Source organism: Pseudoalteromonas sp. C2R02 (genome assembly GCF_018860845.1).
Classification (GTDB): domain Bacteria; phylum Pseudomonadota; class Gammaproteobacteria; order Enterobacterales; family Alteromonadaceae; genus Pseudoalteromonas.
Genome location: NZ_JAHKQC010000020.1, coordinates 132,982 through 146,657, shown reverse-complemented (window position 1 = coordinate 146,657; position 13,676 = coordinate 132,982). Strand labels below are relative to the sequence as shown.

Genomic DNA, 13,676 nt, shown 5'->3' with positions numbered 1-13,676 from the left:
TTAGACAGTCCTGAATTAGATAGTCCTGAATTAGACAGTCCTGAATTAGATAGTCCTGAATTAGACAGTCCTGAATTAGACAGTCCTGAATTAGACAATTCTGCAGTTGATAACACAAAAATAGATACAACTGAAATGGAAAATGCTGAAATACTTGCTACTGAAGAAACGACGGATAAAAACCAAGCAGATCTAAAAGAATTAACCTTATTTGAATTAGAAGAGCAGCTTTTAAATACTTTTTCAAAATTGATCGACATAGTAGATTCTAATCATAAAACACTTACCTCTCCAGCTAAACTGCAACCAAGTAAAGAGCAATTATTTGCTACATCAATACATATGGCAAAAAGTAAAAATGACGTCGGTGCAGCAAAATGGATGCGCCGAGCAGCAATTTCCGGCCATGTTAAAGCACAATATTACTTAGGTTTAATGTTTGCTAAAGGTAATGGATTACCACAAAGCGAGTATCACGCAGTTACTTGGCTTACATTAGCTGAGTCACAAGGCATGATTGAGGCTGTAGAAGCTAAAGGTAAACTCCAAAGGCTGTTATGTGCAAAACAAATTAAAGATGCACAAACCCAAGCTGCTAATCTTTATGAACAAATTCAAGATGAAGAGTATAAATTTTATATTGAATCACAAAATAAAAATGAATAATTGATTAAAAAATTATCAAAAAGTACTTGCATCAATCCACTGTATAAACTACTGTATACAACAACTACTGTATAAATCACCAGTGAGATAATTTATGTTGCAAACAATTGATATTAGAACTGTAAAAAGCTATGACTTAAATCAAACGCAATCTTCTATTCAGCTAATAGAAATTGAAGATGATATTTCAGCTACTTTTGAGCTAATGAAAATATTGCATCAATATAACAGCCAAAGCGGTTGGACACTGTTAATTGCACCAGATCAAGTGCCAAGTAAATCACTGTTAGACTCTTGTTCAATTGATAAATCAAAATTATTAGTGATCAGACAAAAACATTTATCAAATTTAGATTACGTGCTGAATTCGGCATTAAATAATGGCAATTTCTCTGCTGTGATCACTTGGACAAACATGCTAAATGATTATCAACTAGATTTATTAACCAAAGCCAAAATATCATCAAATACAAACCTATACTGCTTCAGCGATAAAAAACAAACAATTAACAGCCATTACGTTAGTTAAAAATTTAATCCTCAAAAATTTTTGTTAAACTTGCAGAAATTTTTTAAAGGTAGATTGAATTAAATATGTGTATTTGTGGTCATGAACAGAGCTTTGAAAGTTGCTGTAAACCTTATATTGACGGTGATAAAATAGCGCAATCATCAGAAACTTTAATGCGCTCTCGCTACAGTGCATATACCCAAGGTAATGCAAAGTATATATACAATACGTATGCAAAAGATAAACAAGCTGAAAATCCAGTAAAAGAAATCGCTGAATTTGCTAATAGCTGTCAATTTATAAAGCTAGAAATAATTGATTCACAAGACCAATCCGATACAGGTTACGTTAAATTTAAAGCCCATTATTTATTTGGTAACCTTTACTGTACGTTACATGAAAAATCTGAATTTATAAAAGTAGAGGGTGCGTGGTTTTACTTAGACGGTGATATTAAAGATACACCAGAAGTAAAACTAAATAGGAATGATGTATGTCCTTGTGGAAGCAATAAAAAATTCAAAAAGTGTCATTACCAGTAAAGATATAAATGATAAATTTACTTCGGGTGATAATTTACGCCTGAAGTAATGTTAAAGGTTCGTATAACTTAGGCTCTTGTAACTGATTATAAAAATCTACCGCATTCATTTGATTTTGACTTAACTGAATATCATTAGACTGTATTCTCTTTCTAACAGACAATTCACAATTATCTATAATTTGGCTATTTATATGACTCAGATCATCTCTAATAGCCAAAGGTTCGGGTGATAAACAATTCATCAATTTAAACTGATCTATTCCTTGATTTTGAATAATTTTAGCGTTTTCCTTACCAATTAACATATTATACTCTGATGGCGCCAACTTTTGCTCAGTAGCAGCCCCTAATAATAATCTAAGGTTTGTATCTTTATTATCAAAACTTTGAGGGTCACTTTGCGGTAAGTGAAACTGAGAAAAATCTAGAGCATCTTTTGATAACATAGCCAAAAGAATTGAAAAATCATTTCGACGATTCTGCGCAACACAAAGAGACAATTGATTGCCTAGTTGCATTTCATTAGTCAAAATATTTTCAAGTTGCATTAAATTACTCTTGGTTAGATAGATAAAACCCTATCGGCCTAACCATCAATATCTTAAATTAAATTGCGCTCTTTTTATAAAATAAATGGCGTTTCTTAATCAAAGCGCCATATAAAGAAACAACTTCTTAAACACCTTAAGTCCCCGCTGAATGACCACTTTATTAAAAGTCAGGGGATAAGTATTGAAATTGAAACCTCAGGTTTAGTTCAAGACTAAACCTAACACAATATAAATAAAGCTACATTGATTGCATTTCAAGCTAAATGGGCAGTATTCAAGCAAACAGTCATAAATTTAAAAAAATACCTTTACAGCCGTGATAATTTTGATAATATCCGCTTCGTGTTCTGGAGGGGTTCCCGAGTGGCCAAAGGGATCAGATTGTAAATCTGACGGCTCAGCCTTCGGTGGTTCGAATCCACCTCCCTCCACCACTTTTTTCTTGGCCGAATAAAGTGTGAATACAAGCTTTAATAATTTAATATTATTATTCGCCGCATACTGCGGAGGGGTTCCCGAGTGGCCAAAGGGATCAGATTGTAAATCTGACGGCTCAGCCTTCGGTGGTTCGAATCCACCTCCCTCCACCAGTTTCAAATTACCTACTATTCTAAATAATTCAAATCTGATTTAATATCTGAATTATAGAGCTATACCTTTATCTACTCATCTTATAATTTTCGTATAAAACACCAATTCCAGTTCAAATATCTAAACTCATTGCATTTATTTTCAACCAAGATTCAGCCTCCGTTACATTTGAATAATGACTGTTTACTAATCGCCAAAAACGCTTGCTATGATCTAAGTATTTTAGATGGGAAATTTCATGCACGATCACATAATCAATCACCCACTTAGGTGCGCCAGCTAATAAAACATTAAAAGTTAATTCTTTCTTTGAGTTACATGACCCCCATCTTCTCTTATAAGTTTTTATTTGATAGTTCGTAAAACTCAATTCCATATAATTAGATACTTCAGGCAATTTAATATCTAAGTATGAATCAAGACTTTGTTTTAAAAAAACCTTTAATTGTTTTTGATAATGCGCTTGTAAATTTTTGACTCTACTTGCTGCAGATAAAAATAAGGTTTTTCCATCAAATTTAATACTAGATACATTTGAGCGCAGCAATTGTATTGAAATCGCTTCCCCAAATAATTTAAATGATTGTGTTTCCAACGGTGATTTTTTATTTTTAATTGCATCGGTATTTAATTGTTGCTCAGCAATTTTATTATTTATCCATTGATGTTTCTTTATAATCAAATCATCTATATATGACTTTGGAACAAAATGAGGTGCTAATACGGTTACTTCAGAGTTTTTTATATTAATGGCAATTGTTTTACGTTTTTGGCTTTTTTTTAACTGATAATCTATATGCAAAGTCATCTCTAATTAAATTTCTAACGCAGTTTTAAGCTAAATAGTTTACTATTCATAATAGTGAAAGGCTAAACATATAAGTAAAATGCCAAAAAAAGAAATGATTAACTTTAAAGAAAAGAAAGTTTTGATTGTAGACGATCAACGCTCTTTTCAAACTTTACTTAAAGGCATGTTATTTGGCTTAGGCGCCAGAAATATACATTTTGCAGATACGGGTGAATCTGCCATTCAGCAATGTATGGAAGTAAAATTTGACTTACTATTTATAGATTATAATTTAGGTTTAGGTAAAAATGGAAGGCAATTATTAGAAGAGCTCAGGGCAAAAGACTGCCTAGTTGTTGATGCTATCTATATGATTGTCTCAGGTGAAACAACGAGACCTATGGTGCTAGGGGCAGTTGAAGCTGAACCAGACGACTATTTAATTAAACCTTTCTCTCAAGGTGTTTTAAAAAAGCGAATAGATAAAGTACACAGTAGAAAGTTAACACTAAAACCTGCTTTAGTCGCATTATCTAAAAACGATAATGATTCTGCGATAGAAGAAGTAAAAAAAATTATCGAGCAAAACAATCGTTATAGGCAATACTGTTCAAAGCTATTATCAAATTTACATATAGAGCAAAAAAACTTTAATGAAGCTGAGAAAATTTTAGTGAATGAACTCAGTAATAAGCGTGTCCCTTGGGCTTTAACTTCTTTAGCAAGTATATTATATCAACAAGATTTATTTGATGACGCATTAGAATTGTGTGATGAAGTCTTAGAGCAAAATAGGTTTCGTGTAGAGGCGCATGATATAAAAGCTAAATGCTTATTGGCACAAGGCCAGAAGAAACAAGCCTTAAAAGCCATCAAGAAAAGTTCATCTATTTCACCATACTCATTTTCCAGGCAATATTTACTGGCTGATATTGCCAGGCAAAACCATGCTTATAATAGTTTAGTAAACGCATGCCAATCTCTATTGTCTATGAGTAAAAAATCAATTCACCAATCGATCGAGCATCAGTTAAATTATATTCGTTCTCTACTTGATGCGGCTCAAAATACCGATAACGCTCCCGATAAAGAACACTATTTAAAAGAAACTAAATTAGCGATACAACAAGCAAAAAATGAGAAAAAGTTATTTGAAAAAACATCATTTTCATCATTCGAAACTTTATGTCAAGCAAGGATCAACGCAGTTCAAGGTAATTTTTTAAACGCAAAAAAAGACTTAGCTAATTTACAGCTTAAATTAGAAGAAAATAATGAAAACCTGTCTTTTGATTTATATCCTGAGTCGATTCTCACTTTAATGCAAATTGGTGAATTTGAAGCAGCAACAGAACAACAAGCAAGCTTAAGTGAGCAGAATTCAAATACGGCTTTTGTTGATGGCATGCTCAAAGATCAAGCTGCAAAGTCAGAAGAAAATGTGAGCTTATTTGAAGAGCATAATAAAAAGGGAATTGGAGAGTATAAAAAAGGCAATTTCAGTTTAGCAATAGAGTCATTTGAAAAAGCGCTAGAATATGCTGCTGTAAATACAGGCAGTGCTTTAAACCTCATTCAAGCGCTATTACAAGTGCTTCAACATTCAAATAATGATCAACAACAAATACATACAAAATGTATTGATACATTCAAATTAGTCGATGGTATTAAGCTCCCTCACCTGCATGAAGAACGTTACATTAATTTACGAAATGACTTCAAAAGGATTTCAGCTGGATTCAAAAAAAACTGATTCATTAGTTGATTTTTTAGCAAGCTGTAAGATTCCTGCTACCATTATATTAATATAAACCACCCAATTTCTGATGCTTATGACAGAAAAACCTAAATGTAAATACCACTCTTCTGATGGACAGCATTGTCAGGAAATAGATATGGGCACTGGCTTTTGTTTCTGGCATGATGAAAAATTTGATAAAAGTGGATTAGATTTAAAAGATAAACTAGAAAGATACGCTAAATCTGGCGGTCTTTTACGAGGCTTAAAACTAAAGCGTTCAAATTTAGATGGCTTAAACTTAGTTAAAAGAGGCTCAAAAGAAGGCTACGATTTAAGTGAAAGCGATTTTTATCGTGCCAGTTTAAAAGGTGCACATCTTTTCAATACAAAAATAGAAAGTGCATCTTTAATGAAAGCTAATTTGAAAAGTGCCAATTTACATTGTTGTAGCTTAATAAATACCAATTTATTGGGGATCAAGTTATTCAATACTAGAATTGATAACATTGATATAGGCTCAAAAATATTACAGCAACAGCAAGCTCATAGTGCGATTAAAGAGGGAAAACTCGATGTCGCATTAGATTATTATGAGCAATCAGAAGAGATTTACCGAGACTTGCGTAAAGCAGCTGAATTTGAGGGATTATTTGAACTATCAGGAAAGTTTACCCATCAAGAGCTCATTATGCGCCGTTATCAATACCCCAAATGGTCGAAACGACGACTATTCTCAAAGTTTATAGATGTATTATGTGGTTATGGTGAAAAACCACTAAATGTAATATTTTTCTCATTATCTTTAATATTTTGCTGCGCACTATTGTATTTTGTTTTTGGTGTGAGCTATGCAAATGAAATTATTAGATTCAGTTTTGAAAATTCTTCCTCTGATAACATATCAGCATTGTTAAACAGCTTATATTTTAGCATCGTCACTTTTACAACATTAGGCTATGGCGATATCACCCCTGTTGGTTTCTCAAGGCTTATTGCGGCCTGTGAAGCATTCTCAGGAAGCTTTACTTTAGCTTTATTTGTTGTTGTCTTTGTCAAAAAGCTTACGCGTTAAAATGCAATTTAAGTTGCAATTTGCATTTGACTGACAAAAAATAAACATACAAATGTAAAACTAATAATTTTTAAGAAAAATAGCTGAGATCTCAACTTCTGGATCTCTTTGCTTTTTTTGAACATTCTTAACTCTAACGCACGACAATATTCTTTACTAAACATAATAAAATTCCTTAAAACGATAAATATATTGTTTTATTTTTACTGCATATTAATTAAGCATTTTCGATGCCAGAAATTGATTTTAAATGTTTAAAGCTATAGGGAACAGAAACAGCAGACTTTTGGAATTGATATTAAATATGAGAGGTAGTTTAAATGAAACCCAAGAAAACTTGGGTTTTATTTAAACTTATAAATCTTTATTTAAGCTTGTGCAGACTTAACACGTGCTAAACGATTTACTTGATGCATTGAAGTTAAGAAAGAGTAAATCGGACCTAGGTAGCCACGTTTACGAATATCTAAGAAATCTTCATCAGATAGTTCATTTAATTTCTTTTCATCAATTAAATAAATACCGTTGATATCACGCTTCTCGCCTTTAATCTCTAGAGTAAGTGTTTGCGCTGTTAATAATTCTTTTTCTGCTAAGAACTTAGAGAATGCTGCAGTTACTTGAGAAAATTCAACAAAAGAAATTAAAGAGTCTTTACGACGCTTAAGGTAATCAGTCTCTTCGCCTTTATCGTCAAATAATGCTTGGCCTTCTTCTTCGCCAACTAAATCACTTGATTCTACAATACCTACGATTAGTTTTGTTTTATCTTCTGGTGTTGCAGATAATACTAATGGGTAACGTGTTAGAGCATGTGGTACATAAGCACCTTGCCATTGGTCATCTTTAACCATAAGGTTTTCATTAGGCTCAAGACCTAACATTGCAACTGGCTGAAACTCACCAGATTCTGAGTTTTTTACAAAAACAATTGGGTACTCGTTAGCTACACGTGAAAACTCATGTGCAACAATTGGCACTAAATGCTGAGTTTTAATGAATTCGATATTGATGCCATTTTTTATTTTTGTATTAGCATGTGTTTTATTGTGTAAAGGTTGGATATTATCCGCCATGGGTACTACTCTCCGTATAACAAATAGCCACTAAAGAATTTAAATTGCTGTGGCCTATAAAATAATGACTCCATATTACATAACTTAATATGTCAGTCAATTAATTACTGATGCTTGTATGTAAACTAATTCAGAATCAATGTTAATAAAACATAAACACAATTTGACAGCGCTGTCTTAAATATTTAAATTATACCAATAAAAAACTGGTGATTTTATTATGAAAAAAGTGAAAACTGTAAATGTGATTGGTGGGGGCACCTCAGGTTGGTTAAGTGCAGCAATGCTAGCTAGCTCTTTTAAAAAAACAGGCCAAGATATCATTGTCCATTTAATAGAATCAGCGAATATACCGACTATAGGCGTCGGGGAAGGTACTTTCCCAACCATAGTAAATACGCTACATGATATTGGATTAAGTGAAAAAGATTTCTTTGCTCAGTGTGATGCAAGCTTTAAACAAGGTGCGCAATTTTGTAATTGGTTACACGAACCTCAAAAACAACAGCATAGTTACTATCACCCATTTGATCCTACCGCGATGCCAAAAGGTATAGACTTATCTGCTTACTGGGTTCGAAATAAAAATGAAAATAAAACCACCAAAGACTTTGCACACTCGGTTTGTTTACAAGCACACTTATGCGACCAAAATTTAGCTCCTAAAGATATGAACACGCCTGAGTATGCTTGGATGGCTAAATATGCATATCATTTAGATGCGACCAAACTTGGAAAACTTGTAAAAAAACATGCTATAGCAAACCTGGGTGTTGTGCATTCATTTGCCGATATAACAGATGTGAAGCTAGATGAAGATGGCTTTATTGAATCTGTTATTGCAGATGATAATACAGTATTTTCAGCTGATTTTTTTGTTGATTGCACTGGGTTTTCTTCTTTATTGTTAAGTAAAGCACTCAAAGTCCCTTTTATTGACAAAAGTAAATATTTATCTGTCAATCGCGCTGTTACCTTGCAAGTTCCGTATGAAGATCCTAACACACCTATCCCCACTCATACGATTTCAACGGCACAAGAAGCAGGCTGGATTTGGGATATCAGTTTACAATCAAGACGAGGCACAGGCTATGTGTATTCATCTGAACATACAACACCTGAGCGCGCTGAAGAACTGTTATTAAAATACTTAAATATACCTCAAAGTGATGAAGTTAAATTAAGACATTTAAGTTTTGATGTGGGCCATAGAGAAAAGTCGTGGGAAAAGAACTGTGTTGCTATCGGGTTTTCCAGTGGGTTTGTTGAACCTTTAGAAGCAACAGCGATTGCTATGGTAGAAGCAGGAATACGTTCGTTAGCAGCGAGATTCCCTCAAAATCGTGAAGCCATGAAAACAAGACAAAAGCAATACAATGAAATTTTTACTCAACGGTGGAATAATATTATTGATTTTGTAAAACTTCATTATTGTTTAACTAATAGAAAAGACTCTCAGTTCTGGATAGATCAAACGGATCCTAAAACCATACCACAAACGCTACAGGATAAACTTGAAGCATGGCAGCATTATGCAGCAACAGAGGGAGACTTTCCAAATAAATATGACATATTCAACATTTCCAGTTGGCAATACATCATTTATGGAATGGAATATTTACCCCAATATGTAGAATGCGGTACTTTATCAGATGAAATATTAGAGAAAGCATTTGAATCAATACAATTGATGGGAAAAAATGCAGAAATGAAACTTGATACCAACCGAAAGTTGATCGACTGCTACTCAGGTAATAAATAAAGGTTTGCTGTACTTACATAGTAAGTACAGCTGTATATTTCTATAGCTTTTGCATACCAAATTGATTAATTTTATCTATTAACTCTCGATGCTTTGGTAGATCATTAACTAAAATATCTGCATGTTTCTTCACCTGTTCAGCATCAGACTTAGCTTTAGCTAAATAGCTTTCGCTTAAGTTACCTATGGTAGTCTGGTACTTCATTCCATAAAGCACATACAAAAAGTTCTCAACATCAAATATTTCAAACTTTGAAAAGAAATCAGAAGTTTTTGGTGAAAATGATTGCCAATGTAATAGCAACTGTTTTAAATGCTCTGAAATGCCGTCTTCTTTTTTGTTATCTAGCCAAAATTTCGAATCTTTCCTATCTGAAATACAGTAATGTAACTTAATAAAGTCAATGACACGATCCCAGCAATAAGTAATACGTTTATTGTACATATTTGATAAGTTTTCGCAGTGTGCTTGTTCTTCAGGAAAATTTTGCGCTAATTGCTTTGCACAAAAATCAGCAAGTAAAATTGCTGTCGCCTCTAAAGGCTCAACAAAGCCTTGCGATAAGCCAATTGCAACACAGTTTTTATGCCAAAACTTTTCTAAATACCCGATATTCATTGGAATACTGCGATGTGGTAACTCAGATAAATCTTCGCCTAAATATTTTGCGAGTTTTTCTTTTGCCAGCTCTTCATTCATATATTTTGATGAAAAGACAAAGCCAACTCCCCTTCTTTGAGGAAGCGCAATATCCCAAATCCAACCGGCTTGATGTGCAGTTGCAATTGTATATGAAGGAATATCATCATCAATATTTGTCGGAACTTGCACTACGATTGCCGTATCTATCAATAATTCATTAGATTTATCTATAAATTGTACACCTAGGTGTTTTCTCATAAGAAATGAGCTAAAACCTGAGCAATCAATGTAAAAATCAAACTCGGTACCATCCTTACAATTATCAGATTCTAAATTAAGTGATTTTATTGAACCGTCTTCTTTAAGGGTCACATCAGTAACATTAGCTATTTGATGTTCCACATTGAATTTTTCACAGGCATTTTTTGCTAATAGCTTCGCAAACTTCTTTGCGTTTAAATGATAGGCGTAAGTTGTGGTTCCTTGATATTCTGGAGTCGATATCGTCTTAGGACCGAGTCCCGCATCACAAATAGCGCCTTGAAATGACGCGATGTCGGCAAATGACGTTTTTTTATCAGTTGATAGCCAAAATGGCGCTAAATCATCACCTAAAGGAAAAGGATAATCAAATAAGTGGTGGTAGTAGTTATTTTCACCATGATTATTTTTATCCAACCAATTTACAAATTTAACCGATTGCTTAAAAGTTACATCACATTGCTGAACAAAATCTGTTTCGGATATACCAAAACTTTTTAAGGTCTCACGCATCATTGGAACAGTGCCCTCTCCTACTCCTATAGAGGGAATATCTGGTGATTCAATTAATGTAATAGATGTATTGGGACGATTTATCAGCGCTTTGCCTAAATGATTAGCAGCTAACCAGCCAGCTGTACCACCACCTACAATTGCTATTTTATTTATTTTCATTTAGTTTTCCAATTCGCTATTTAGTACTGTATATAATACAAAAAAACCCGGACAATGCCGGGTTTTTTATTGTTTAAGTTACACTTAGAAGCGGAATTGTGCGCCTAAAGAATAACGAGCTTCACCTTCATAGCTTGCTGTAGGATAACCGTTAGATGTTCTCCAGTTAACTGGTGTTTCACCTTGGTCACGACCAACTTGTACACTATCTTCTTCAAGAAGATTAGTTACATCAGCAGTGATTGTGATGTTATCAGTAAGATTATATGAAGCACTTAAATCAAGTGTTCCGAAATCTTGATGTTCACGTGCTCCATAGAAACCAGTTTCACGGATCATGTACTCTGAACGCCATGAGTAAGCTACACGTGCAGAGAAATCATCGTTTTCGTAATAACCAACTGCATTTACTGTATGCTTAGATGAATCAGAGAAAACAGAGTTTCCGTCAACATAGTTGCTTGCATCAGCTTGCGCATCAGCAAAAGTGTAGTTAAATACTGTACCAAAACCATTCTCTAAAGCATGTTGGATTTGGAACTCAATACCTTCAATTGTACCACCATTACCGTCTTTCTTAGACTGTACCTGCCAATTATCAAGGCCTGTATCTGGGTCTACAATACCGATTGATTGATCTGCAGTATTAGAAAAAGTAGTAAATGTGCCAACTTCTTTAACAAAGTATGTTAATGCAACCATGCTTGAAGAGCTGTAATACCACTCTACACCTAAATCTGATTGGAATGCTTTAAATGGACTTAGTGCTGGATTACCAACAATTACAGTCTCATTATTTGGAATTGTATCCGCATAACCAGCTAGTGCTGAGTTACTGAACATATCATCATAGTTAGGACGTGCTAGTACAGATGCTGCTGAGAAACGAATAATCACATCTTCAGTTGCATCAACCGCAAGGTTAACACTTGGTAATACATGGCTATAATCGCCATCAGTTTCAACAAGGTTTGTTGAATAACCGTTATTAAATGCATTGCTCGCATCTACATAATTTGGATCAACTTCAAACGCAGTTGAAGTCGCATCAGTACTTACATAACGTAGACCAAAGTTACCGCGAATACCATCGCCTTCAAAGTTAGCCATTACGTATGCAGAAACACTATCTTCTTCTAATAAAGCATAACCTGAACGCTCTTGAGTCCAAGAATTAATATGACTCTTAGTATAAGCAATCATTTCAGCTGCATCAGGAGCTGGCATAGTAAGATGTGACGAACCCGCATCTAATGTACCGTTTGTAAAACGTGAACCATCGATTAATGCTGCTTCTGCCGCACCATCGTAACCAGTTAAATCAGGGCGATTTTGCTCTTTTTTAACTTCATGGTTTGAAACACGAACACCCGTTTTGATTGAAGTGATAGCACCAAATTCAACGTCAAATGTTAAATCAGCTTGTGCATATGCTTCTTCATCAGAGTTAGGCTGATTTACAATACCACCTGTTTGTAAACCTTCCCAACCTGCGTACTCACCAGCAGAAGGTAACGCATAATCAGCAGGGTCTAGATCATATTTTATCATATCACCCGTAGCATCAATCGTACCTACAGCACCATTAACACCAGAAATATATGCTACGTTTGTTTCAAAATCTGTACCACCAGTCGCTTCAGATGTACCAACTTGTACTTCTAATTTAAAACCTTCACCTTGATATGTGAAATCAGCAGCGATTAACTCACTTTCCATTGTTGCATTACGCGGACGAACATCGTAGTAACCACTTTGGTTATCTGCTGCAACTGTAGTACATTTAGTTGGAACACCTTGTGCATTTGTAGAGCTACAGTTATCTAAATTTTGCGGGATCCAAACTTGAGTATTAACACTATTAGCACCTAACTCTAGGTTCATGTAGTGAAGACCAAAGTCTAACTCATCAGTTGGTGCATATTGTAATGCAACATCAAAAGCTGTACGGTCACGATTTTGTTCAAAATGAGATGGTGCAATACGACCGCCCCATGACGTTAATGCTTCATCGCCACGACGAACTAAAGAATACTCTGAAGTACCTACAGCAGCTAAAATACCAAAAGTTTCATCATCATTTTTCCAGCTAACTAAACCAGAAGCTGATGGATCAGTTTCTTCTGAAGCTGTTGAATATGAACCTTTAACTGAACCAAAAATGGTTAGAGAATCTAAATCTAGTGGTTTACGAGTATTAACAATTACTGTTCCGCCAATACCACCTTCTAATAAATCAGCTTGAGATGATTTGTATACTTCCATACCAGCTATCATTTCAGGTGGAAGCATAGAGTAGTTAAATGAACGGTCAATCGCTTGTTGAGAATACCAACCTGTTGACGCAACATTTTGGCCATTTAAAGATGTAAGCGTTAATTGATTAGATGCACCACGGATTGAAACTGAAGACCCTTCACCGAATTGACGCGATACACTCACACCAGGAATACGACCAAGCGCTTCAGCTACATTATTATCAGGAAATTTACCAATATCTTCTGCTGTTACAGCATCAACAACTGCATTTGCAAAACGTTTAGTATTCATTGAAGCTTCAAGTGAACGGCGAATGCCGCGTACTTCAATTACTTCAACATCTTCTTTTACTTTTACTTCATCAGCAGCGTATACAGTACCAGTAAAACCAGCACTCATTGCCAGACCAATATTAACTGCTAATAGATTTCTTTTAAATTTTTTAGCTAACACAGGATTCCCCTCGAATCATTTAGTTGTTTTTAGTTCACTTTCTGCCCAGTGATAATGACAGCGTTGTCAATATTTTATAAT

12 protein-coding genes and 2 tRNA genes are annotated in these 13,676 nt (G+C 34.4%); 8 read left to right on the top strand and 6 right to left on the bottom strand.

Features of this window, described 5'->3' with window-relative positions; all coding sequences use genetic code 11:
* The 3 genes from KO527_RS06495 to KO527_RS06485 form a co-directional block, all read left to right on the top strand.
* On the top strand, positions 1–666 hold a 666-nt coding region (locus KO527_RS06495), incomplete at its 5' end, for a hypothetical protein (protein ID WP_216039529.1).
* 94 nt (positions 667–760) lie between these two features.
* Complete coding sequence (locus tag KO527_RS06490) at positions 761–1,195, top strand: SulA-like leucine-rich domain-containing protein (RefSeq protein WP_216039528.1); 435 nt, start codon at positions 761–763, stop codon at positions 1,193–1,195.
* 65 nt (positions 1,196–1,260) lie between these two features.
* Positions 1,261–1,719, top strand: a complete 459-nt coding sequence (locus KO527_RS06485; protein WP_216039527.1) for a YchJ family metal-binding protein — start codon at positions 1,261–1,263, stop codon at positions 1,717–1,719.
* Positions 1,720–1,753: 34 nt separating this feature from the next.
* Here the strand turns inward: KO527_RS06485 and KO527_RS06480 are convergent, their stop codons facing one another.
* A complete protein-coding gene (locus tag KO527_RS06480) occupies positions 1,754–2,269 on the bottom strand; it encodes a VC2046/SO_2500 family protein (protein ID WP_216039526.1) in 516 nt (171 codons plus the stop codon).
* Positions 2,270–2,621: 352 nt separating this feature from the next.
* Here KO527_RS06480 and KO527_RS06475 point away from each other — a divergent pair.
* Both KO527_RS06475 and KO527_RS06470 read left to right on the top strand, forming a co-directional pair.
* Positions 2,622–2,706, top strand: a tRNA-Tyr gene (locus tag KO527_RS06475).
* Positions 2,707–2,777: 71 nt separating this feature from the next.
* Positions 2,778–2,862 (top strand) — tRNA-Tyr (locus KO527_RS06470).
* A gap of 113 nt (positions 2,863–2,975) precedes the next feature.
* On the opposite strand, the gene KO527_RS06465 is transcribed toward KO527_RS06470, so the two are convergent.
* Positions 2,976–3,671, bottom strand: coding sequence for a SprT family zinc-dependent metalloprotease (locus KO527_RS06465; protein WP_216039525.1), 696 nt, complete (start codon positions 3,669–3,671; stop codon positions 2,976–2,978).
* 79 nt (positions 3,672–3,750) lie between these two features.
* Here KO527_RS06465 and KO527_RS06460 point away from each other — a divergent pair, with 79 nt between their 5' ends.
* Both KO527_RS06460 and KO527_RS06455 read left to right on the top strand, forming a co-directional pair.
* Complete coding sequence (locus KO527_RS06460; RefSeq protein WP_216039524.1) at positions 3,751–5,406, top strand: response regulator; 1,656 nt, start codon at positions 3,751–3,753, stop codon at positions 5,404–5,406.
* Between the two features lie 79 nt (positions 5,407–5,485).
* Positions 5,486–6,466 (top strand): ion channel, encoded by a 981-nt coding sequence (locus tag KO527_RS06455; RefSeq protein ID WP_216039523.1) that lies wholly within the window; start codon positions 5,486–5,488, stop codon positions 6,464–6,466.
* A gap of 8 nt (positions 6,467–6,474) precedes the next feature.
* Here KO527_RS06455 and KO527_RS06450 read toward each other — a convergent pair whose 3' ends face one another.
* Positions 6,475–6,630, bottom strand: coding sequence for a hypothetical protein (locus KO527_RS06450; RefSeq protein ID WP_216039522.1), 156 nt, complete (start codon positions 6,628–6,630; stop codon positions 6,475–6,477).
* A gap of 204 nt (positions 6,631–6,834) precedes the next feature.
* On the bottom strand, positions 6,835–7,542 hold the full coding sequence (locus KO527_RS06445) for a SapC family protein (RefSeq protein ID WP_216039521.1): 708 nt from the start codon (positions 7,540–7,542) through the stop codon (positions 6,835–6,837).
* A 220-nt stretch (positions 7,543–7,762) separates the two neighbouring features.
* On the opposite strand from KO527_RS06445, the gene KO527_RS06440 reads away from it, so the two are divergent.
* A complete protein-coding gene (locus tag KO527_RS06440) occupies positions 7,763–9,304 on the top strand; it encodes a tryptophan halogenase family protein (RefSeq protein WP_216039520.1) in 1,542 nt (513 codons plus the stop codon).
* Positions 9,305–9,344: 40 nt separating this feature from the next.
* Here KO527_RS06440 and KO527_RS06435 read toward each other — a convergent pair whose 3' ends face one another.
* Positions 9,345–10,883 (bottom strand): tryptophan halogenase family protein, encoded by a 1,539-nt coding sequence (locus KO527_RS06435; protein WP_216039519.1) that lies wholly within the window; start codon positions 10,881–10,883, stop codon positions 9,345–9,347.
* Positions 10,884–10,967: 84 nt separating this feature from the next.
* A complete protein-coding gene (locus tag KO527_RS06430; RefSeq protein ID WP_216039518.1) occupies positions 10,968–13,595 on the bottom strand; it encodes a TonB-dependent receptor in 2,628 nt (875 codons plus the stop codon).
* Positions 13,596–13,676: the final 81 nt, after the last annotated feature.

Excerpts from the sequence above, each read along its gene's own strand:
- KO527_RS06480 (WP_216039526.1), bottom strand. The coding sequence starts at position 2,269 with ATGCAACTTGAAAATATTTTGACTAATGAAATGCAACTAGGCAATCAA.
- KO527_RS06435 (WP_216039519.1), bottom strand. The coding sequence starts at position 10,883 with ATGAAAATAAATAAAATAGCAATTGTAGGTGGTGGTACAGCTGGCTGG.
- KO527_RS06455 (WP_216039523.1), top strand. The coding sequence starts at position 5,486 with ATGACAGAAAAACCTAAATGTAAATACCACTCTTCTGATGGACAGCAT.
- KO527_RS06440 (WP_216039520.1), top strand. The coding sequence starts at position 7,763 with ATGAAAAAAGTGAAAACTGTAAATGTGATTGGTGGGGGCACCTCAGGT.
- KO527_RS06465 (WP_216039525.1), bottom strand. The coding sequence starts at position 3,671 with ATGACTTTGCATATAGATTATCAGTTAAAAAAAAGCCAAAAACGTAAA.
- KO527_RS06490 (WP_216039528.1), top strand. The coding sequence starts at position 761 with ATGTTGCAAACAATTGATATTAGAACTGTAAAAAGCTATGACTTAAAT.
- KO527_RS06445 (WP_216039521.1), bottom strand. The coding sequence starts at position 7,542 with ATGGCGGATAATATCCAACCTTTACACAATAAAACACATGCTAATACA.
- KO527_RS06485 (WP_216039527.1), top strand. The coding sequence starts at position 1,261 with ATGTGTATTTGTGGTCATGAACAGAGCTTTGAAAGTTGCTGTAAACCT.
- KO527_RS06460 (WP_216039524.1), top strand. The coding sequence starts at position 3,751 with ATGCCAAAAAAAGAAATGATTAACTTTAAAGAAAAGAAAGTTTTGATT.
- KO527_RS06450 (WP_216039522.1), bottom strand. The coding sequence starts at position 6,630 with ATGTTTAGTAAAGAATATTGTCGTGCGTTAGAGTTAAGAATGTTCAAA.